Origin of the sequence: Nonomuraea sp. NPDC050556, from assembly GCF_044457355.1 — a bacterium.
Taxonomy (GTDB): domain Bacteria; phylum Actinomycetota; class Actinomycetes; order Streptosporangiales; family Streptosporangiaceae; genus Nonomuraea.
In genome coordinates, this window is sequence record NZ_JBITGU010000003.1 from 1,560,536 (window position 1) to 1,583,810 (window position 23,275).

Genomic DNA, 23,275 nt, shown 5'->3' on the forward strand with positions numbered 1-23,275 from the left:
GGTCTCTTCGCGTCACAGGCTCTGCCGGACCTCGTGCACGATCCGGTCGTCGTGGACGAAGAAGTGCTCTCCCGGCAGGACGCGCAGGGTGAACGGGCCTGTGGTCACCTCCTTCCAGGCGGTCATCGACCACGGCGGGGCGCTGCCGTCCGCGTCGCCGCACAGCGCGGTCACCGGGCACGAGAGCGGCGGCCGGGGCGCGGGACGGTAGTCGTCGGCCAGCGCCAGGTCGTCGCGGACCATCGGCAACATCGTCTCCAGCAGTTCCGTCTCGGCGAGGACCCCCGGCGGCATCCCGCCCAGCTCGGTCAGCGCCCTGACCAGGGCGCCGTCCGGAAGGTCGCTCAGCCGCCGCTCGGTTCCCGCGAACCTGGGCGCCCTGCTGCCCGACACGATGAGACGCACGGACGGCACGGCCAGGCGCGCGGCCAGCTCGTAGGCGACCAGCGCGCCGAGGCTGTGGCCGAACAACGCGTACGGCAGGCCGGTGACGTGCTCGTCGAGCGCCTTGACCAGGTCGTCGACCAGCTCGTCCATCTTCCTGTACCGGGGCTCGGTGAAGCGGCTCTCCCTGCCGGGCAGGCAGACGCCACGCACGTCGACGGCGGGGCCGAGCAGGTCACGCCACGCGCGGAACACTCCGGCCCCGCCCCCGGCGTACGGCAGGCAGAACAGCCGCAGGCGCGTCTCCGAGGACACGCCCGCGGCTGGGCTCAGCCATCCGCTCATGGCGAGACGGCCGTCACGACGAGCACGTCGTCGTCGATCGAGGGCAACCGCACGGTCTCCATCCGCTCGGCACGGAGCGCCGCCTGCGCGAGCAGGCCGCTGAGCTGGTCGGCGGTCCTGAAGTGCGGCACCCGGTAGACGAGCCGCGTCAGCCACCCGGGCGGCAGGTGCTCGGCCAGGTAGAGACGCCCGCCCGGCCGCAGCACCCGCGCGACCTCGCGCAGCCCGGCCCGCTGGTCGAACCACTGCGCGAACGAGGTCGTGCAGAACGCCACGTCGATCGTCCCGGACGCCACCGGGATCTCCTCGGCCCGCCCCACGTGCAGGACGGCCCCGGGCACGCGCTCGGCGGCGACCGCCACCATCGCGGCAGCCGGGTCGAGCCCGACCAGCGTGGCCTCGGGGAAGTCGGTGGCGACGCGGGCCAGCAGGCTGCCGGTGCCGCACCCGACGTCCAGGACCGTGGACGGCGAGACGCCGTCGGCGGAGGCCCGGTCGAGGACGAGGTCGTGCAACTGGGCGCAGTCGTCGCCGAAGCGGCTGTCGTAGGCGTCGGCGATGGTGTTGAAGTGGTCGACGGCGTCGACCGGGCGAAACCTCATCAGATACTCCTCACGGGACGCTGGGTAAGGCCGAAGGCGGCGACGAACAGCAGTCCGACCCCGCCGAACAGGAACATGGGGCCGACGCCCCACTGGGACACCACGACGCCGGCGATCGCGACGGCGAGCGGGTAGGAGCCGACGCCGACGACGGAGAAGGCGGCCATGACCCGGCCGAGCACGCCGGGCGGCGCGATCTGCTGCAGCAGCGTCATGACCAGGATGCCGAGCGCGCCGTCGACCAGGCCGAGCACGCTGATGACCGCGAACATCGCGACGGGCGTGTCGACGAGCTGCGGCAGCGAGATGAGCGCCAGGGCGTGCCCGGTGAGCAGCGCCAGCGAGATGTACCCGCGCCGTTTGGAACCGGCGAGCGCGCCCGCGCCGAGGGCCCCGGCGAGCATGCCGATGCTGTGCACGCCCAGGAAGATCCCGTAGCCCTGGGCGCCGTCGCTGAAGCGGCTCTCGGCCAGCAGCGGCAGCGCGACGGCTATGGTGCCGGTCGCGGTGATCGCCACCATCCCGGTCATCAGCAGGACCACCCGCATCAGCGCGGACCTGCGGAAGAACGCCCAGAACCCGGCGCCGTCCCCCTGCTCTTCCTCTTCTTCCGGTACGGCGACGACGCGCCGCATGGCGGCCACGGTGATCGCGGAGATGACGAAGGTGGCGGCGTCGAGCAGGATCACCGCGCTCACCGAGAACCACGCCACGGCGAAGCCCGCGCAGAACGGTCCGGCGATCGCGGCGACCGTGTAGGAGGCCTCACCGACCGAGTTGCCCTTCTGCAGCTCCTCCTTGGGCAGCACCGACGGGGTGATGGCCCGGTAGGCGGGCAGGTACACCCCTTCGAAGACGCCGAGCAGCGCGGCGACGGTCAGCAGCGGCGCCAGCGGTATCTGCCCCGCGCTGCCGAGCCAGGCCAGGGCGACGAGGATGACCGCGCGCGCCACGTCCGAGACGATCATGGCGGTGCGCGGGCTGAGCCGGTCGGTCACCATCCCGCCGATCGGCGTGCTGGCCAGCCGCGCCGCGCCCATGACGGTCAGCGTGAGGCTCAGCTCGCCGACCCCGCCGCCGCTGCGCAGCACGAGGAACGGCAGGGCGACGGCGAAGAACAGGTCGCCGAGCGTGGAGAAGGTCTGCCCGGCCACGAGGAGCCTGAAGTCCCTGTGGCGGAACGCGGTGAACAGCCCGGGGGCGGGCTGGACGGCCAGGTCAGTGGCCATGATCGTGGTCCTTCCTGCTGAGGAGATAAGCGATGCACTGCCGTACGTAGGCGGCCGGGGCGGGCGGCGGCGTGAGCTCCGCGCGCAGGGCGACGTCGGGTTCCGTGACCAGGCCGGTGTAGGCCGACAGGGCGCCTTCCGCGCCGCCGAGCCAGTCGGCGAGGTCCACCACCGTCAGGTCGTGTCCGTGTGCGGCGAGCGCACCGGGCAGCGCGGTGAGGTCGGTGGGGCCGGGGTCGTAGAGGTGGAAGATGCCGGTGGCGGTGTTGGCGGCGATCGTGGCGCACACCCAGTCGACGGGCGTGGCGTGCACGCGGAGCTGGGCGGGGTCGGGCAGGGTGCCGGTGCGCAGGCTCTGCTCCAGCGCGAGCGCCAGGTAGTCCTGCCGGTTGCCCGCGCCGGTGCGGGTGTCGCCGCCGATGAGCCCCGGCCGGTAGACGCTCACCGGGACGCCGCGCTCGCCCGCCGCCAGGACGAGCAGCTCGCCGACTTTCTTGCTGAGCGTGTAGCCGAAGGTGTCGCCGGTGGTGAGCGAGGGCGGGGTCTCGGTGATGCGGCCTTCCGTCTTGAGGTCGAGGGTGGAGACGTAGTGGACGGGTTTGACGTGGCCGGTGGTGGCGAGCCTGAGCACCTCGCGGGTGCCGCCGACGTTGGCGGCGCGCAGGGTGCTGTACGGCAGGGCGAAGCTGACGTGGGCGCCGTTGTGGTAGATCGTGTCCACCGCGCTCAGCTCGTCGTAGTCGTCCTGGGCGAGCCCGAGCCGTGGTTTGGCGAGGTCGGCGGGCACCGCCACGATGCGGTGGCGCAGGTCGTCGTCCCACAGCAGGAGCTCGCGCATCCCGGCCTCGATCCTGGCCAGGCCCTCCTGCGGGGTGGCCGCCCTGACCGGGCAGTGGACGGTGGCCTCCTTCGCGAGCTCGCGCAGCAGGAACGCGCCGACGAAACCGGTCGCGCCGGTGAGCATCACCCTGGCAGGTCGCGACCTCCTCGGCCCCGGCAGCCCGGCCGCGGTGATCCCGGGCTCCAGCACGCCGTCCTCCCGCGGATCGCCACCTGTCTGTACGGCTCCGCCGACGGCTGACGCGATCCCGGCGACGGTCGGCCAGGCGATCAGCCGCTTGAGCGGGACGTCGACGCCCTCGGCCGCCCTGATGGCGCTCTGCAGCCGGACCGCCGCCAGGGAGGTGCCGCCGAGCTCGAAGAAGTCGTCCTCGGGCGTGACGTCCCGCAGGCCGAGCACCTCGGCGATCACCCGCCCCACCCGCCGCGTGAGAGCCCACTCCGCCGTACCCGGCCCTGCTTCCGCCGCCTCTCCCGCCTCGGGCAGGGGCTGGTGCGGGTCGGCGGCGAAGGTCGCCAGGGGCCGGGTCGGGTCGCCGGTGATCGCCTCGACCAGCTCGACCAGGTCGGCCGCCAGCCGTTCGACCGTCGCCGCGTCGAACAGGTCGGCCGCGTACTCGACGATCCCCTCGATCTCGTCCGAGCCGTCCTGCAACCAGACCGACAGGTCGAACTTCGCTCCCCCCGAGTGCGCGGGCAACGGCGTGACGACCAGGTCACCGGCGCGCAGCTCGGGCACCGGCCGGTCCTGCAGCGCCAGCATGACCTGCACCAGCGGAGCCCGGCGCAGCCCCAGCTCGTGCACCAGCCGCTCGTACGGCACGTCCTGATGGGCGAACGCGGCCAGGCTCGACCGCCTGACCCCGCCCAGCAGCTCACCGACCGTGGCCCCGTCCGCGAGGTCCACCCGCATCGGGAGCGTGTTGACGAAGAACCCGACCAGGTCGGCCAGCTCGGGCACCGGCCGGCCGGCGACGGGGGTGCCGACGACGACCGTGTCCTGCCCCGCCCGCCGCCCGGCCAGCAGCGCGAACGCGGCCAGCAGCAGCATGTACGGCGTGGCCGCATGGTCGGCGGCCGCCTTGCGCAGCCGGGCGGTGAGCGCCCGGTCCAGGCGGATCGGCACGTACCCCCCGACCCCGGACCCGACAGCCGGGCGCGGCCGGTCGGTGGGCAGCCGCAGCGGTTCCGCGCCTGCGAGCCGTTCCTTCCAGTAGGCGACCTGGTCAGCCGGGTCCGCCCCGCGCTGCCAGGCGGCGAAGTCGGCGTAGGCGAGGGGCAGGGGCGCCAGGTGCTCGCCCTGGTAGCGGGCGAGCAGGTCGCGCGCGAAGACCCCGGCCGACCAGCCGTCGAACGCGATGTGGTGCACGGTCAGGAGCAGCTCGTGGCGCGCGGGACCGTGCCTGACGAGTGCGGCCCTGATGAGCGGCGGCTCAGCCAGATCGAACGGGGCCCCCGTCAACACCGGGCCGACGGGCCCGTTCGCCTCGATCACCGCGAAGGGGAGGGTGACGTCGGCTCTCACGTGCTGGCGCGGCTCCGGCCCGTCCATGGTGATCGCGGTGCGGAGGATCTCGTGGCGGTCCACCACCTCGCCCAGCGCCCTGGCGAGCGCGGGGACGTCGAGGGCGCCGGTGAGCTCCAGGCGCATCGACAGGTGGTACGACGCGTCGCCGAACCGCTCCAGCACGAACAGCCGCTCCTGCCCCGGCGACAGCACCGCGCCGTCGCCGTGGACGGCGCGGGGGATGGTCGCTGCCGCGTGTCCCAGGCCTCGCTGCAGCAGGACGGCGACGCCCGCCACCGTCGGCTGTTCGAAGAAGGCACGCAGCGACAGGTCCGTGCCCAGCGCCGTGCGCAACCGGTCCACCAGCCGCGACGCGGTGAGTGACGTGCCGCCGAGGGCGAAGAAGTCGTCCTCCACGTCCACCGCGCCCGCGTTCAGGCAGTCGGCGAACGCGGCGGCCACCACCTCCTCCATCGGCGTGCGCGGCCCGGTGACCTCCCGCACCTGCCCGACGCGCACCGAGATCGCGGCGAGCGCCTTGCGGTCCAGCTTGCCGTTCGGCGTCAGCGGCAGCGCGTGGTGGACGAGGACCCCGCTCGGGTGCATGTACGGCGGCAGCGCGTCGCGCAGCGCGCCCTTCACCACGGCGAGCGTCAGGTCGTGCGGGTCGTGCCCGGCGGCGGGCACCAGGTGGGCGACGAGCCTGGCGTCGGCCGCGCCCTCGCCGGTCACCGTCACCACGGCCTGGGCGACGCCGGGCACGGCAGCCAGGTGGTGTTCGATCTCGCCGAGCTCGATCCGGTAGCCGCGCAGCTTCACCTGGTTGTCGGCGCGGCCCAGGTATTCGAGGCGGCCGTCGTGGGTGATCCGGGCGACGTCGCCGGTGCGGTAGAGGCGGGCGCCCGGCGGGCCGTACGGGTCGGGGACGAACCGGTCGGCCGTCAGCGCCGGACGGTCGCGGTACCCGCGCGCGACTCCCGCGCCGCCGATGCCGAGCTCGCCCGGCACGCCGGGTGGTGACGCGCGCAGGTGGGCGTCCAGGATGCGGATCGCGGTCCTGGCGACGGGCGCGCCCAGCGTGATGGCGGCGGGGTCGTCGACCCTGGTGGTGGTGGACCAGACGGTCGTCTCGGTCGGGCCGTACAGGTTCCACACCTCGGCGCCCGCCCGCAGCAGCGCGTCGGCCAGGTCGGGCGGGAACGCCTCGCCCCCGCACAGCACGCGGAACCCCGGGGGCGGCGACCAGGCGGCGTCGAGCAGCATGCGCCAGGTGGCGGGGGTGGCCTGCATGACGGTCGCGCCGGAGGTGGTCAGGAGCCCGGCCAGCGCCGCGCCGTCGGTGGCGGTCTCGCGCCCGGCGACCACCAGCCGGGCGCCGGTCAGGAGGGGGAGCCAGAGTTCGAGCTGGGCGATGTCGAAGGCGAGCGTGGTGACGGCGACGAGGGTGTCGGTCGCGCGCAGGCCCGGGCGTACGGCCATGGACTCGAGGAAGTTGGTCAGCGCGCCGTGGCTGATCTGCACGCCCTTGGGACGGCCGGTCGACCCGGAGGTGTAGAGCACGTACGCCAGCGCCTCCGCCGCGAGCGGCTCCCTGGGTACGGCCGGGCCAGGGCTGACCCGGTCGGCCACCACGACGTGGTCGCAGGGGAACGGGATGTGGTCGCCGTCGCTGATGATGATCCGCACACCCGCGTCCTGGGCCATGTAGGCCAGGCGGTCGGCGGGGAAGGCGGGGTCGAGCGGGACGAACGCGGCCCCGGCCCGCCAGCAGCCGAGCGCGGCGGCCAGCATGGCTGGGGAGCGGTCGCAGGAGATCCCGACGATCGACTCGGCCCCCGCCCCGAGCTCCACGAGCCGCGCCGCCAGCCCGTCCGCCCAGGCCAGCAGGTCACCCAACGCGACCGCCCCGTCAGCCCTCGCGTCCGGGAAGATGATCCTGGTGTTGGGCATGTGGTCCAGCGCGTCGGGTACGGCGAGGCCGCCCCACGCTGCGGGGGCCGCGCCCGTCTCCCAGGCGGTCAGGTGCGCGCCGAGGTCACCGGCCAGGTCGAGGTCGCCAGCAGGCCGGGTCTGGTCGTGCTCCAGCGCGTCCAGCAACCCCACGAGCGCGTGCCGCACGCTCGACGCCAGCCCCGCCACGCTCTCCCTGTCGAACAGGTCCGTGGCGTACTCGATGATCCCCGCCAGCTCACCCGCCCCGTCGTGCAACGACAGCGTCAGGTCGGCCCGCGCGCCCCCGGTGTGCGTCGACACCGGCCGCAGCCGTACCCCGCCCAGCGTGAACCCGCCGGCGGACAGCAGCTGGAACGCGAACAGCACCGACAGCCTGGGCGGCCGCCCCTGATCCTCCATGACCCGCTCGAACGGCACGTCCTGATGGGCGTAGGCGTCGAGCACGGTCGTCCTGACCCGCTTCAGCAGGTCGGCCACGCTCGGCGACCCGCCCAGGTCCACGCGCAGCACCAGGGTGTTGACCAGGAACCCGACCAGGTCGTCCAGGTCGGGGTCGGTCCGCCCGGCCACCGGGCAGCCGATCACCACGTCCTCGGTGCCCGCATACCTTCCGAGCACCAGCGCGTAGGCGGTCAGCAGCACCATGAACGGGGTCGCGCCGCGCGCCCTGGCCACCCGCCTGACCCGCTCCGCCATCTCGGGCGGCAGCGCGAACGGCAGCGCGGCCCCCTGGTGGGACGGCAGGCGGGGGCGGGCCCGGTCGGTGGGGAGTTCGAGCGTGGGCGGGCTCCCGGCCAGCCGGTCGCGCCAGTAGGCGAGCTGCTGGTCGAAGCCGCCGCCGTGGAACTGCTCGTCCTGCCAGACGGTGAAGTCGGCGTACTGCACGGCAGGATCGGGCAGGACCGCGCCCCCGTGGAGGGCCGCCAGGTCGCGCAGCATCACGCCGACCGACCAGGCGTCGCACACCGCGTGGTGCAGGGTGACGAGCAGCAGCGACCTGGCCCCGGCCAGCCGTACCACCACGACCCGCAGCAGGGGCGCCTCGGCGAGGTCGAACCCCCGCCGCCCCTCAGCCGCCATCAACGCATCCGCCACCCCTTCTGCCCCTTCCAGGGCGGTCAGGTCGACGACGTCGAAGCGGAGGGTGACGTCGTCGTGGACGACCTGGCGGCAGGCGCCGTCGCGGGGACGCAGCGCCGTGCGCAGCGACTCGTGCCGGTCCACCAGCGCCGCGAACGCCGAGGCCAGCGCGGGCACGTCCAGCTCGCCCTCGCACGCGAACGCCAGAGGCACCAGGTACACCTGGCCCCCGCCGACGCGGTCGAGCAGCCACAGCCGCTCCTGACGGAAGGACGCCGGGAACTCGTAGGTGGAAGCCATGACGGTCATAGGACGCTCACCTCCTGCTGGGTGCGATAGGCCGCCCTGGACAGCCGCTTGATCGACGGCCTGGCCGGACCTGAGGAAGACCGCGCGACGGCAGCCGCCATCCCGGCCACCGTCGGCGCCTCGAACAGCTCGCGCAGCGCCAGCTCCACCTCGAAGTCGGCGCGGATCCCCGCGGCGACCTGGGTGAGCAGCAGCGAGTGCCCGCCGAGCTCGAAGAAGTCGTCGTGCCTGCCGACCCGCGCCACGCCCAGCAGGCGGCTCCACACGGCGGCGACCCGCCGCTCCCGGTCGTCGGCCGGCTCCGCGTAGGAGGCGGACAGCTCCGGCCGCTCCTCCGCTGGTTCCGGCAGGAGCGCCCGGTCGACCTTGCCGTTGGTGGTGAGCGGGAAGGCGTCCAGGACGCAGATCCGGCTGGGGATCATGTAGTCGGGCAGCGTCTCCGCCAGGTGCCCGCGCAGGTCGGGTGAGCCGTCGGCGACGACGTAGCCGACGAGGCGGGTCGGTTCGCCGCGGGCGATGACGACGGCCTGCCGTACCGAGGGGTGGCGCAGCAGGGCGGCCTCGATCTCGCCCAGCTCGATGCGGAAGCCGCGCACCTTGACCTGGTGGTCGGCCCTGCCGCGGAACTCCAGCAGCCCGTCACGGCGGTGCCGTACCAGGTCGCCCGTCCGGTAGAGGCGGCCGCCCGGCCGGCCGTACGGGTCGGGGACGAAGGACGAGGCGGTCAGCGACGGCCGCCCGAGATAGCCGCGGCCGACGGGGGTGCCGCCGACGTACAGCTCGCCCCACACGCCCGGCGGGACCGGGTCGAGCCGCTCATCCAGCACGTAGAGCCGCGAGTTGGGCATCGGCCCCCCGAGCGGCACCCGCTCGTCCGCCGCGTCCCTGCCGCACAGCCAGCCGGTGACCGCGATCGCGGTCTCCGTCGGGCCGTACATGTGCAGGAGGTCGGCGTCGAGCAGGTCGAAGAAGCGGTCCTTGGTGGCGACGGACAGCGTCTCGGCGCCGCACATGACCAGCCGCAGCGTCTGCCCGGCCGGGCGGTGCGCGGCGACGGTGAGGAACGCGTCCAGCATGGACGGGACGAAGTGCGCGACGGTGATCCCGGCGTGGCCGATGAGCTCGGCGAGGTACTCGGGGTCGCGCTGCCCGCCAGGTCTGGCCAGGACCAGCTCCGCCCCGGCGATCAGCGGCCAGAACACCTCCTTGACGGCCACGTCGAACGTGATCGGCGTCTTCTGCAGCAGCCGGTCGCCCGGCGCGAGCGGCCAGTCCTGCTGCATCCACAGCAGGTTGTTGGCGATGGCGGCGTGCGGCACGACCACGCCCTTGGGCCGCCCCGTCGATCCGGAGGTGTAGATCACGTACGCCCCCGACTGCGGCAGGGCTCTCTCGTACGGCTCCGCCGCGCCGTACTGCGGCGCGCCCAGGACGACCTTCGCCCCGGCGTCTGCGGCCATGAACTCCCTGCGGGCGGCGGGATGTTCTGGGTCGAGCGGCAGGATCGCCGCGCCCGCCTTGAGGATCCCGAGCAGCGCGACCACGAGGTCGGGGGAGCGAGGCAGGCACACGGCCACCACGTCGTCCTGCCCGACCCCCTGCCCGGCCAGGTATCCGGCCACACGATCGGCCCGTTCCTCCAGCTCGGCATAGGTGAGCGTGAAGTCGGGCCCGTCGAGCAGCTCGGCCGGGCACCGTACGGCCACCGCGTCAGGGGTGCGGGCCGCCTGGGCGGCGACCAGCGCGTGCAGGGTCGTCTCTGGGTCGTAGAAGGCGCGCGTCTCGTTCCAGGTCTCCAGCACGAGGGTCCGGTCCTCGGCGCCGAGCAGGTCGAGTGCGCCCTCCGCGACGATGCCGTCGAGGACCCGCAGGTATCTGGCGACCAGGGCCGTAGCAGTGTCCTCGTCGAACAGGTCCGTGGCGTACTCCAGGAACCCGTCCTCCTCCATCAGCGACAACGTGAGGTCGAACTTGGCCGTACGCGGCTGCACCACGATCGACGTCGCCGTCAGCTCGGGCAGCTCGACCACCGCCCCAGGGCTGTTCTGCAGGGCGAACATCACCTGGAACAGCGGCGACCGCAACAGGTCACGCCGCGGCGCGAGCTGCTCGACCAGCCGCTCGAACGGCACGTCCTGGTGCGCGTAGGCGCCCAGCGTGTCCTCCCTGACCCGCGCCAGCAGCTCCGCCACGGTCGGCTCGCCCCCGGTGTCCACCCGCAGCACGAGCGTGTTGACGAAGAACCCGATCAGCTCCTCCAGCTCCGCGCGAGGCCGCCCGGCGACCGGCGTGCCGACGGTGACCGTCCGCTGCCCGGAGTGCCGGGCCAGCAGGACGGCGAACCCGGCCAGCAGCACCATGAACGCGGTCACCCCGTGCCGCTCGGCGACCGCACGGACCGCCTCGGCCCGCTCCCTGCCCAGGTGCACGGGCACGGTGGCCCCCGCATGCGTGGGTACGGCGGGCCGCGGCCGGTCCGCCGCGAGCTCCAGCGGCTCGACGCCCTGGAGCTTGTCGCGCCAGTAGGCGAGCTGCCCCTCCAGGACGTCGTCGCTGAGCCAGGCGCGCTGCCAGGCGGCGAAGTCGGCGTACTGGACGGTCAGGGCGGGCAGCCCCTCGCCCAGGTACCCGGCGACCAGGTCGCGCGCCAGGACCGCCGCCGACCAGCCGTCGAAGACGAGGTGGTGCGCGGCGAACAGCAACGCGTGCCGCTGCCTCGCCAGCCGTACGAGGGTGACCCGGATCAGGGGCGCGTGCGCCAGGTCGAAGGCGCGCGCGGCCTGGTCGTCGGTGAGCCTGTCCAGGTGCTCCGCCGCGGTCTGCGGCGGCAGGCCCTGGAGGTCGGCCAGGGTCACCTGGACGGTCACCTCGCTGTGCACACGCTGCCTGGGCACGCCGTCGGCGACGGTGAACGAGGTGCGCAGCGTCTCGTGCCGGTCGACGACACCGGCCAGGGCCCGGGTGAGCCCGGCGAGGTCGAGGTCACCCTCGACGTCGAGACCCATGGGGACGACGTACACGGACGGGTCGGCGGAGAGCTGGTCGAGGAACCACAGCCGCTCCTGCCCGAACGAGGCCTCGGCGTCGCCGTCGTGCGCGCGCCTGACCAGCTCGGGACCGGTGGCGGCGGCGCTCTCCGCAGCCACCCAGGCGGCCAGCTCCCTGACGGTGGGGTGCTCGAACAGCGCACGCAGCGGGACGTCCGCGCCCAGGGCCGCCCTGATGCGGGAGACGGCACGGGAGGCCGACAGCGAGTGGCCGCCGAGGGCGAAGAAGTCGTCATCCCCGCCGGCCTCCACCCCCAGCACGTCGGAGAAGGCCGCGGCGACCGCTCGCTCGGCTGCCGTCCCAGGCGCCCACGCGACCTCGCCAGGATGGGCGGTCCCCGAGAAGCCCGTGGCCTCTCGGGCCGTCGCGGTCGTGGGCAGGGGGAGGGCGCGGCGGTCGATCTTGCCGCCCGTGGTCACCGGCAGGGCGGGGAGCACGGTGAGCGTCGCCGGGATCATGTGCGCGGGCAGCACCCGGGCGAGCCGCGCCAGCACCGTGGCGCCGTCGCCGACCACGTACCCGTCCAGCCGCAGGGTCCCGTCCTGGGCGGGCCGGGCGACGACGACGGACTGGGAGACGCCGGGCAGCCGCGTCAGGGCGTGTTCGATCTCGCCGAGCTCCACCCGGCGGCCACGGATCTTCACCTGGTCGTCCACCCGCCCGGCGAACACCAGCTCCCCCTCGGGGGTGCGGCAGGCCAGGTCACCCGTGTCGTACATCCGGTCGCCCGGCGAGCCGTACGGGTCGGGGAGGAAACGATCGGCGGTGAGGGAAGGACGGCCGACGTACCCGCGCGCCAGCCCGGGACCTGCCGCGTACACCTGCCCGACCTGACCCGTGGGGACCGGCCGCAGGTGCGCGTCCAGCAGGTAGACGCGGGTGTTGGTGATCGGCCGCCCGATCGGGATCGCGCCACCGGTGTCCGCCACCGGGTGGGTCGTGGCGATCACGGTGATCTCGGCCGGGCCGTACGCGTTGACGATCCTCGTGCCGGGCAGCGCCCGCGCGGCCCGCGCCATGTGGGCGGGGGAGGCGGCCTCGCCGCCGGTGAGGATCTCCTCCAGCGGCAGCAACGCCTCCGGATCCTCGTCCACGATCGTGTTGAACAGCGCGGTGGTGAGCAGCGCCGACGTGACGCCGTGCGCGCGGACGAGCGCGCCGACCTCGGCCGGGCTGTAGGCCTGGCGCGGGGCCACGACCAGCTTGCCGCCGTTGAGCAGCGCGCCCCAGATCTCGTAGGTGGCGGCGTCGAAGGAGATCGACGAGATGTGCAGCATCGTGCGGGTGGCGTCGAGGTGCGCATAACCAACGTCGCGGACCAGCCGCACCACCCCGCGGTGCGTCACCCCGACCCCCTTGGGCGTCCCGGTGGACCCGGAGGTGAACAACACGTACGCCAGACCGTCGGGGTCGGCGACAGGAAGGGGAACGGCCGGTACAGGGTGCTCCTGCCCGACAACGATCGTCGGCACGTCGGCGGGGAAACCCGGCGACGACGTCACCACCAGCCGCGCACCCGCGTCGGCGACCATGAAGGACAGCCGGTCCGCCGGATAGGCGGGATCCAGCGGCAGGTAGGCCCCACCGGCCTTCACCACCGCCAGCAGCGCGACGATCAGGTCCGCCGACCGCTCCAGGCACACGCCCACCGGGCTCTCCGCCGACACCCCACGCTCGCGCAACACCGCGGCGAGCGCGTCGGAACGCCGGTCCAGCTCGCCGTACGTCAGCGAAACCGCCCCGTCCACCACCGCGACCTCGCCGAACCGCTCGGCCACCACATCGGCGAACACCGCGGGAATCGTCGGCACCGGCGGCAGCGGCCGGGACGTCGCGTTCCAGGCGTGCAGGACCTCGAAAGCCTCGGACGGCGACAGCGTCGGCAGCGTCGACAGCCGCACCGACGGATCAGACGACGCGGCGGAAAGCACCGCGAGCAGCGCGGCGGCCAGCTCCTCGATCGCGGCCGAGGAGAACACCCCGGTCGCGTAGTCGAACCGCAACACGCTCGACCCGTTGAGACGCTGCAGCTCCACCGTCAGGTCCGTTTTCGCCTGGGTCGTGTCGAGGTCGATCAGCTCCAGCGAGGCAGCACCGATCCCGGTGACGGACAGCGGATCCTCACGGGCGGCCACGATCACGTCGAACAGCGGGTCACGCCCTGCCCGCCGCGTTGGACGCAACTCCTCCACCAGCACCTCGAACGGCACGGCGTCATGCGTGTAGGCGTCGACCAGCCGCTCCTTGACGTGCGTGACGAACGAGGAGAACGACGGGTCATCCTCGGCCTGCAGCCGTACGGCCAGCGTGTTGACGAAATATCCGGCCAGCGGCTCCAGCTCGGGCCGTGTCCGCCCGGACGTGGCCGTGCCGATCACGATGTCGTCGGCCCCCGCGTGCGCGGCGAACGCCGCGAGCACGACCGCGAACGGCGTGGCCCCGGACGCGCGCGCCACCCTGCCCACCGCCTCCTCCAACGCGGGAGGCAGCGGAACCCGCAGCGTGGCTGCGGCGAACCCGGGGTCGTTCTCCCTGGGCGGGCTGAGCGGAGGGTCGGCGAGCCGTTCCCGCCAGTGCGCGAGCTGCCCCTCCAGCGCCTGCCCGGTCACGTGCGCGCGCTGCCAGGCGGCGTAGTCGGCGTACTGCACGGCCAGCGCGGGCAGGTCCCGGCCCTCGTAGCAGGCGGCCAGGTCGGACAGCAGCACGCCCAGCGACCAGGCGTCGGCCACGATGTGGTGCAGGCAGACCAGCAGCAGATGGTCGTCGTCGGCCACCCGCCACAACCGCGCCCTGACCAGCGGCCCGCGCACCAGGTCGAACGGCTGCGCGGCCAGGTCACGCAGCGCGGCCATGGCCTCGGGCAGCGGCAGCTCCGCCACCTCCAGCGCGGGCGCGGGGGAGCCGCCGACGAACTGCACCGGCTCGCCGTCCTGGTCGCCGAACGTGGTGCTGAGCACCTCGTGCCTGGCCACCACGGCGTCGAACGCCCGGCGCAGCGCCACGGCGTCCAGCGGGCCGCGCAGCCGCAGCGCCGCCGGGACCGCGTACCGCGCCGTGCCCGGGGCGAGCTGCTCGGCCAGCCACAGCCGGCGTTGAGCGTAGGACAGCGGGAAGACGTCCTCGGTCATGGCGCCATCACCCTTCTGCGCGGGAGCGCGGTGATCGGAGGGAGTTGCGGCCTGGCGCCGATGGCGCGCGCCAGCCGTTCCACGGTCGGATGTTCGAAGACGGCGGTGATCGGCAGGTCGGCGTGCAGCCGCTCGCGCAGCTCGGTCACCGCGCGGGCGGCGAGCAGCGAGTGGCCGCCCATCGCGAAGAAGTCCTGGTCGACGCCGACCCTGGGGACGCCGAGGAGGGCGCGCCACACGTCGGCGACGGCGCGCTCCGCCTCGGTGCGCGGGGCGGTGAACGTGCCCGAGCCCCAGTCGGGGTCGGGCAGGGCGCGGCGGTCGAGCTTGCCGTTGCGCGTCACCGGCCACTCACCGACCTCGACCAGGGCGCTCGGCACCAGGTAGCCGGGCAGGTGCTCGCGCAGGTAGGACACCAGGTCGGCGGCCGACAGCAGCCGCACGTACCCCACCAGGAGCGTGGAGCCGTCAGGCCCCGGGCGCGGCAGGACGAGCGCCTCGTGGACGGCCGGGTGGCGGACGAGCAGCTGCTCGACCTCGCCCGGCTCCACCCGGTGCCCGCGCACCTTGAGCTGCTGGTCGGAGCGGCCCAGGAACTCGATGGCCCCGTCGGCCCGATGCCTGGCCCGGTCGCCCGTCGCGTAGACGCGGCCGCCCGGGACGAACGGGTCGGGCAGGTACCGTTCCGCGGTGAGGCCGGGTTTGCCGTGGTAGCCGCGGGTCACCCCTGCGCCGCCGAGGTAGATCTCCCCGGTCACGCCCGGCGGGACCGGGCGCAGGTCGGCGTCGAGGATGTAGGCGGGCACGTTGGCCAGGGCCGTGCCGATGGGCAGGTTGCCGTCGCCGAGGCCGGAGCGGCCGGTCCAGTGGGCCGTGCCGTACACGGTGGCCTCCGTCGGTCCGTAGCCGTTGACGAACCTGGCCCCGGGCAGGTGCTCCAGGAGGGTCGCGACGACCTGCTCGCGGATCGGCTCGACCGCGCTGACCAGGCGGCGCAGCGGCGGCGCAGGAGCACCGGCCGCGAGCAGCCCGGCCAGGTCGGCCAGCAGGAACGGCGGGACGTAGACGACCTCGATCGCCTGCTCGGCCAGCCAGCCGAGCAGCCCGCGCGGGTCGGGCCGTACCTCCTCGGGCACGACGTGCACCGACCCGCCGGAGCACAGCGCGCTGAAGATCTCGTGGACGGACACGTCGAACGCGAAGCTCGTCCACCACCCGCACCTGGCCCCCGGCTCCAGCGGCTCGACGTGGTCGAAGGCCGCCAGGAGGTTGACCACGCCGGAGTGCGGCACGGCCACGCCCTTGGGCTCCCCGGTCGAGCCCGAGGTGTACATGACGTAGGCGAGGTTCGCGCCGGTCACCTGGACGGGCACCCGCTCGTCGCAGGCGTGCTCGGGCTCGCCGGTCAGCACGACCTTGGCGCCCGCCTGCTCGACCATGTACGCCAGCCGGGCCTCGGGCAGTCCCGGGTCGAGCGGCACGTAGGCCGCGCCCGCCTTCAGCACCCCGAGCATCGTCACGATCATCGAGACGCCCCGCTGCATGCGGATCCCGACCCGGTCCTCGACGCCCACGCCCGCCTCGCGCAGCGCGGCGGCGACCCGGTTGGCGCGCCGGTCCAGCTCGGCGTAGGTGAGCGTGCCCACGGCCAGGGCCGCAGGGGTCCGGTCGGCCTGCTCCTCGACGAGCGTGTGCAGCGGCTTCGTGAGGTCGACCGCGACGACGGGCGCGCCCGCCGCCCTGTCGCCGACCAGGTCCAGGTCGAGCGGGCGCATCCAGGCGTCCACCGACGTGAGCAGGGTCCGCCACGCGGCCACCATGCGGTCGATCACCGCAGGGGTGAACAGGTCGGCGTTGTAGGTGAACCTGCAGGTCAGCCCGTCAGCGCCGGACGCCACCTCCAGCATGAGGTCCATCTGCGCCGTGGCCGGCTCCCCGGCACGAGGCGTCAGTACGGCGGAGCCGAGCCGCAGCGAGCCGGCACCGAGCGAGAACGGCCCGAGCGCCCCGGCGGAAGGCAGGTCCTGGGAGGCGAAGAACACCTGGAACACCGGCGTGCGCGAGGCGTCGCGCGGCGGCGCGAGCTCCTGCACAAGGACGGGGAACGGCAGGTCCTGGTGGGCGAGCGCGGCCGCCATGGCCTCCTGGACCTTCCCGGCGAACGCGGCGAACGGCTCGCGGGAGGAGACGCCGACCCTGATCGGCAGCGGGTTCACCCGGTAGCCGACCAGCCTGGAGACGTCGTGGTGGGTACGCGCCGCCGACGGGGTGCCGATGACGAGGTCGTCCTGCCCGGTGAAGCGGTGCAGCAGCCAGGCGTAGGCGGCCAGCAGGGTCGCGTGCTGAGTGGCCCCCGACCCGGCCCGCCGCACCGCGTCCAGGACGGGCTGGCCGAGGGTGACGGTCCTGGTGGCGCCGCGGTAGGTCTGGACGGGCGGGCGGGGCAGGTCGGCGGGCAGTTCCAGCGCGGCCGGCGCCTCGTCGAGCCGGTCGCGCCAGAACTCCACGAGCGGGCCGCTCCCGGACAGCAGCGCCCGCTCCCGGCGGACGCTCGCCCGCGGGTCGCCCGGCTCGGGCAGCGCGGCCCCGTCGCCCTCGTAGAGGCTGCGCAGCTCGGCGAACAGCAGGCCGAGCGAGGAGAGGTCGCTGACGATGTGATGGGCGCTGATCACCAGCACCGCCCGTCCCGGCCCCCGCACGTGGAGGTCGGCCCGCCAGAGCGGCCCGTTCTGCAGGTCGAACGGCACGCTGACGTCGTAGGGGTCGGGATCCCCCAGCGACCGGCAGTCCAGCGGGACGGGTTCGTGCACGGTCAGGTGGAACCGCTGGTCCACGACGCGCACCGGCTCGCCGTCCACGAGGGGGAAGCGGGTGCGCAGGCCCGGGTGCCGGGCGGCCAGCGTGTCGAAGGCGCGGCTGAGCGCCTCCACGTCCAGGTCGCCGGTCACGTCGGCCGCGACCGTGATCCGGTACGCGGCGGCGCTGGCGGGCGCGAGGTGGTGCAGGAACCACATGGCCTGCTCACCCTCGGTCAGCCGCGTCTCCCCATCCAGGGGCTGGTCCGCGGTCGTGACCGGTTTGACCCGGCCGGCCAGGTCGTCGACCGAGCAGCCGCTCAGCAGGTCGGCGATGTCCACCACGCCGACCTCGCGCTCGGCCCGCGCGCAGAACTCCATGGCGCGCAACGAGTCCAGCCCGAACGACGACAGCGGCTCGTCAGGGGTGACGTCGTCGCTCTCCAGCACCTCACGGGCGATACGCAACAACGCACCGCCGGCCGCGGAGGACTCGTAGGTGTCGCGGCACGCCGAGCGCCTGACCTTGCCGCTGGACGTCTTGGGGATCGCGCCCTTGGCGAGCAGCACCACTTCGTCCAGGTGCAGGCCGTGCGCTGCGAACACGGCCTGCCGTACGGCGCGGGTGATCTGGGCCGGATCGGCGTCCGCCCTGGGGTCCAGCTCGAAGGCCAGCACCAGCCGGTCGCCCGACTGGAAGGCGGCCCCGCACCCGGGACGCAGCGCCGGATGCGCCTCGGCGGCCGTCCGCTCGATGTCGTCCGGGTAGTGGTTGACCCCGCGCACGATCAGGACGTCCTTGATCCGCCCGGTGACGAACAGCTCGCCGTCACGCAGGAACCCCAGGTCCCCGGTGCGCAGGTACCCGCCGCCGAACACGGCGGCGCTCTCGGCGGGATTGCCCCAGTACCCGGCGGCCACGCTCGGCCCGCGCACGCAGATCTCGCCGACCTCGCCGTCGGCCGCGTCCACCACGACCGACTGGTCGCCGGCGGACGTCCCGCAGCTCACGTGCGTACGGCCCTCGTGCGACGCCGTGACCGCCACGTCGGAGACCCGGCCGCCGGTGACGATCAGCGTCGCCTCGGCCAGCCCGTAGCACGGGTAGAACGCCTCGCGACGGAACCCGGACCCCTCGAAGGCCGCGCAGAACCGGTCGATCGTCTCGGTACGCACCGGCTCGGCGCCGTCGAACGCCACCCGCCAGCTGCTCAGGTCCAGCCCGGCCCGCTCCTCCTCGGTGACCTTGCGCGCGCACAGGTCGTAGGCGAAGTTGGGCCCGCCGCTGGTCGTCCCGCCGAACCGCGAGACCGCCTTCAACCACAGGTACGGCCGGCGCAGGAGGTCCAGCGGCGACATCAGCGTCACCGGGAACCCGGCGTAGATCGGCTGCAGGATCCCGCCGATCAACCCCATGTCGTGGTACGGCGGAAGCCAGATCACCCCGCGGCTCTCCCCGGTGTGCTCGAACCGCTCCTTGATCATCGCCGAGTTGTGCAGCAGGTTCCCGTGCGTCACCATCACGCCCTTGGGGGTGCCGGTGGATCCCGAGGTGTACTGCAGGAACGCCACGTCCTCGGGCCCGGCGGCCACGAGGGACGGCTCGGCCTCGCCGTACCCGTCGGTCTCCAGCCAGGTCAGCGACGCCAGCGAACCCTGGGCCAGGCCGCGGAACGCGCTGACGGTCAGTACCACGGCCGGGTCGCAGTCGGCCACGATGGCCAGCAGCCTGGGCATCTGCCGCTCCTCCAGCGGCGGGTACGCCGGCACCGCGATCGCCCCGGCGTACAGGCAGCCGAAGAACGCGGCCACGTAGTCGGGTCCGGGCGGGTACAGCAGGACCACCCGCTGGCCGCGCCCGCCGCGCTCCTGGAGCAGGGCGGCGATGTTCCTGGCCCGGCGGTCCAGCTCCCCGTAGCTGACCGTGACCTCGGTCAGGTCGCCGTCCAGCAGGAACGTGAACGCCTCGCCGTCCGGGCGCTCGTCCGCCCTGGACCGCAGGATGCTGGAGAAGCTCATGGGTTCACCGTCCTGAGTCTGTTGCGCTTGAGACTGCGGATCGCCTGGGTGGCCAGCTGGGGCGCGTCGCCCGCCATGAGCAGGCTCGGCCGGTCCTCGCCGCCGAAGCGCGAGCACACCAGCGCGTGCGCGTCGTAGGCGTCGGCCAGCGCCTCGACGAACCGCTGGTGCGCTGGCGCCAGCCGCGGGTCGAGCGTCCTGAACCTGGGCTTGAGCTTCATGAGCAGCCGCACCAGGTACAGGTGGTCGCGCGACTGGATGCCGCTGAAACCCGGCTCCAGGTAGGGCGGCTTCATCGACGGCACGACCAGCTCGTCGTAGTCGGCGGGGGAGAAGTCGGCGGCGAACCGCAGCGTGGCGGCCGAGCTCGCCATGAGCACCGTCATCAGGGTCAGCGCCGACTCGGCCCCGGCCAGGTCGTCCTCGTCGAACGCCCTGGTCAGGCAGTTGACCGCGATCACCAGGCTCTGGATCTGCACGAAGAACAGGTGGTGCCCGGCCCGCCAGCGCCGGTGCGGGTCGTAGTCGCCCGCGGTCAGCTCGCCCGCCGGCTGCGGTCTGCGCCCGCAGGCGAACCCGGCGAACGGCACGCCGATGTAGTGCAACATCGCGTCGAAGCCGTCGCGTAACGCGCACCACGGCCCGTCGTCCATGGTCGAGCCCATCTCGCGGGCGCTCTCCAGCAGCTCCCGGTAGGCCAGCAGCACGCTGTGCCGGTAGACCGCCGCAGGGTCGCCCTGCACCCGGTGCACCAGGAAGTAGAAGTCGTGCTCGGCGAGCGCGCCTGGCCCGGTCTTGCCGCCGATCTGCTCGGTCGACTGGGGGACGGGCACGAGGGCGGGCTCCTCGCGCAGCGCGGCGGCGATGTGGCCGAGCAGCTCGGCGTCGGAGATGGCCGGGTGGTCGTGCGGCTCGCGCGCCGCGCGCACCGCCCTGGACAGGGACTCCTGGTCGCTGGGCAGATCGGCCGGCTCCAGCAGGAACAACTCGTACATGTCAGTCACCTCGGGTGAGCCTGGCGCGCTGGACCTGGGGGGCGTCGAGGAAGCCGGTCTCGACCATGAAGTCGATCGAGCCGTGCACGTACTCCTCGGTGAGCGGGGCGCAGACCAGGCCGGTGCCCTCGATCGCGCGCAGCGTGTTGGCGAGCTCCTGCCGGACGTCGACCTGCGCCGCCCTGGCCGGCTGCAGGTCCTCCGGCTGGTCGCGCCACTTCGGGTCCGCGTACAGCGGCAGGAGGGGGAACAGCGGGTTGTCGAGCTCGATGGTGAGCACCTTCTCCATCACGGCCTGCTCGGAGGCGGACTCGAAGATGTAGCCATAGGAGCGGATCCACTCGTAGACCTGCTCGAACGTGGTCATCTGCGGGTTCCACAGGTGGAAGGAGTGGCCCAGCGAGTCAGGGCGCGAGGCGATCGTGGCGATGGCCTGGGCGGCGAAGTCCACGGGGATGGCGTCCACGAGCCCTTCAGCGGCCGGGACCACGCCGAAGATCAGCATTCCCTTGATCTGGAGCAGCATGTAGTCGGGCGCGGTCGCGCCGCTCACCGTGTGGCCGATGATCATGCCGGTGCGGTAGACGCAGGCCGGGATGCCGCGCTCGCGGGCCGCGATGACCCGCTGCTCGGCGACGTACTTGCTGCGCGGATACCCGTCGGGCACCTCGGCGGGAGACAGCGGCGGGTCCTCCAGGAACGGCCGCCTGATGCCGGTGTTGAGGAAGCTGTCGATCGAGGAGACGTAGTGCACGGCCTTGACCGTCGTGGTCGAGGCCAGGCGCAGGATCTCCACGGTGCCCTCGACGTTGGGCGCCTTGAGTTTGGAGTAGGGGAAGAGGAAGTTGACCAGGGCGCCGTTGTGGAAGATGACGTCCACGCGCTCGGCCAGCTCGTCCCACAGCCGCTCGCTCAGGCCGAGCCGGGGCTCGCCGAGGTCGCCCACGACGACGCGGACCCGGTCCAGATCCGCCTCGATGCGGTAGGCGGCCATCGTGTCGCGGATCCTGACCAGCCCGGCCGCCGGATCCGACGCCCGCACCAGGCAGAACACCTCGGCCCGCGTCGTGCGCAGCACCCGCTCCAGCAGGTGCGCGCCGAGGTAGCCGGTCACGCCCGTCATGAGGACGGTGCGCGGATCGGTCAGCCGCGCGTGCGGCAGCCCGGTGGCGTCGATCGACGGGTCGAGCGCGCACTCCTCGGCCAGCCTGTCCAGGTCCCACGCGTTGGTGTCCTTGAGCGCGAGCGCCTCGATGGCGAGAGCAGTGCCGGCCACGGTCGGGATCTCGAACAGCGCGTGGACGGCGACCATCGCGCCCAGCTCCGTCCAGATCCGCAGCGCGAGCTGCGAGATGTGCAGCGAGCTCGCGCCCAGGTCGAACAGGTTGTCGGTCAGCCCGACCCGCTCGGTGCCGCGGAGCTCGAGGATCTCGCCGACCATCGCGGCGACCTTGACCTCCAGCTCGGTCCTGGGCTCGACGTACTCGCGCACCGCTTCCGGCCTGGGCAGCGCCGCCTTGTCGACCTTGCCGCTGACCGTCCTCGGGAACCGCTCGACCACGACGATGTGCCGGGGGATGAGGTGGGTGGGCAGCCGGTCGGACAGGAAGTCCCTGAGCGTCTCCGGGTCCGCCGTGCTCTGGACGTAGGCGACGAGCTGCGGGGTCGCGCCGTCCAGGTCGTGCGCCACGACGGCGGCGACCAGGACCTGCTCGTGCTCGGTGAGCGCGTTCTCGATCTCGCCCAGCTCGATGCGGTATCCGCGGATCTTGACCTGGTCGTCCGTACGGCCGGCGAACTCGATCAGCCCCTCCGCCCCCTCCCGCGCCAGGTCGCCGGTGCGGTACATCCGCTCGCCCCCGTGGAACGGATCGGGCAGGAACCGCTCGGCGGTCAGCCCGCCCCGGCCCAGGTAGCCGCGGGCCACCCCGGCCCCGGCGATGTAGAGCTCGCCCGTCTCCCCGGCGGGTACCCGCTCCATGCGGTCGTCCAGCAGGTAGACGCGGGCGTGCGGGATCGGCGCGCCGATCGGCACCGTCGCGCCGGGCAGCCGCGCCGACCGGCTCAGGTAGGTGGTCGCCCACACCGTCGCCTCGGTCGGCCCGTAGTTGTTGACCAGCACCGCGTCCGGCAGCAGCGCGTGGTGGCGGCGCAGCAGGTCGGGCGGGCACGCCTCGCCGCCGACCTTGACGCACCGCAGCGACGACAGCCCCGCCGCGTCCTCGCCGAGGATCAGCGAGTAGAGGGACGGCGTGCAGTCGGAGTGCGTGACCTGCTCGCGGGCGATCAGGTCACGCAGCGCCAGCGGGTCGAGCAGGATCTGCTCGCCGGGCAGCACCACGGTGCCGCCCGAGAGGAGCGTCCAGTACAGGCCGTCGGCTGCCGCGTCGAACGACAGGGACGGCAGCAGCAGGAAGACCCCGGGGTCGGGCCGGTCGTAGGCGAACTGGGCGAGCGTCGAGAGCACGATCTGGCGGTGCGACACCAGCACGCCCTTGGGGGCGCCGGTGGAACCCGAGGTGTAGATCGCGTAGGCGAGGTTGTCCTGGTGTGCGGTGTTCCCGCGCTCGCCGTACGGGAGGTCGGCGTCGAGCCGGACCACCGCCCACGGTCCCTCGGGGACCTGGTGCTCGCCGCGTGACAGGACGGTCGTCACGCCCGCGTCGGCGAGCAGGTAGGTGAGCCGGTGCGGCGGGTTGGCCGGGTCGACGGGCACGTACGCGCCGCCCGCCTTCAGCACCCCGAGAAAGGCGGCCACCGCGTGCACCGAGCGGTCGGCCAGCACCCCGACGAGGGTCTCCGGCGCCACCTCGCCGAGAGCGCGCGCGACCCGGTCGGCCAGCGCGTCGAGTTCCGCATATGTCACCCGTATGCGCGCGTCCACCACGGCGAGCGCGTCGGGGTTGAGTCTGGCCCGCTCCTCGAAGAGCTCGTGCAGGCATCGGTCTGGTGTCAGCTCCGTCATGACATCTCCTACGTTTGTGATGCTACAAAGCTTCGCTCATGTAGCACTACGATGGCAAGAGTGTATTGCTTTGTAT

8 protein-coding genes are annotated in these 23,275 nt (G+C 73.4%); all 8 read right to left on the reverse strand.

All coding sequences use genetic code 11. The features are described from left to right. Positions 1–12: 12 nt before the first annotated feature. Genes ACIBG8_RS36260 through ACIBG8_RS36295 form a run of 8 tightly spaced genes read right to left on the reverse strand, consistent with a single transcriptional unit; the run spans position 13 to position 23,199 of the window. Positions 13–729 carry a thioesterase II family protein gene (locus tag ACIBG8_RS36260; protein WP_397347641.1) on the reverse strand — a complete coding sequence of 239 codons (717 nt, stop codon included), beginning with the start codon at positions 727–729 and terminating at the stop codon, positions 13–15. After that, complete coding sequence (locus ACIBG8_RS36265) at positions 726–1,331, reverse strand: class I SAM-dependent methyltransferase (RefSeq protein ID WP_397347642.1); 606 nt, start codon at positions 1,329–1,331, stop codon at positions 726–728. The genes ACIBG8_RS36260 and ACIBG8_RS36265 overlap by 4 nt, the downstream gene beginning before the upstream one ends. Beyond that, positions 1,331–2,560, reverse strand: a complete 1,230-nt coding sequence (locus tag ACIBG8_RS36270; RefSeq protein ID WP_397347644.1) for an MFS transporter — start codon at positions 2,558–2,560, stop codon at positions 1,331–1,333. Before ACIBG8_RS36270 ends, ACIBG8_RS36265 begins: the two co-directional genes overlap by 1 nt. Then, the gene (locus ACIBG8_RS36275; protein WP_397347646.1) at positions 2,550–8,249 is read right to left on the reverse strand and encodes an amino acid adenylation domain-containing protein; all 5,700 of its coding nucleotides are present in this window, start codon (positions 8,247–8,249) and stop codon (positions 2,550–2,552) included. Before ACIBG8_RS36275 ends, ACIBG8_RS36270 begins: the two co-directional genes overlap by 11 nt. Continuing rightward, entirely contained in the window at positions 8,246–14,425 is a 6,180-nt protein-coding gene (locus tag ACIBG8_RS36280) for an amino acid adenylation domain-containing protein (protein WP_397347648.1), read from the reverse strand. Before ACIBG8_RS36280 ends, ACIBG8_RS36275 begins: the two co-directional genes overlap by 4 nt. Further along, the gene (locus ACIBG8_RS36285; RefSeq protein WP_397347649.1) at positions 14,422–19,239 is read right to left on the reverse strand and encodes an amino acid adenylation domain-containing protein; all 4,818 of its coding nucleotides are present in this window, start codon (positions 19,237–19,239) and stop codon (positions 14,422–14,424) included. The genes ACIBG8_RS36280 and ACIBG8_RS36285 overlap by 4 nt, the downstream gene beginning before the upstream one ends. Beyond that, positions 19,236–20,234: a hypothetical protein gene (locus tag ACIBG8_RS36290; protein WP_397347651.1), complete on the reverse strand. Its 999-nt coding sequence runs from the start codon at positions 20,232–20,234 to the stop codon at positions 19,236–19,238. Before ACIBG8_RS36290 ends, ACIBG8_RS36285 begins: the two co-directional genes overlap by 4 nt. A 1-nt stretch (position 20,235) precedes the next feature. Then, positions 20,236–23,199 carry an amino acid adenylation domain-containing protein gene (locus ACIBG8_RS36295; RefSeq protein WP_397347652.1) on the reverse strand — a complete coding sequence of 988 codons (2,964 nt, stop codon included), beginning with the start codon at positions 23,197–23,199 and terminating at the stop codon, positions 20,236–20,238. Between the last annotated feature and the right edge of the window lie 76 nt (positions 23,200–23,275).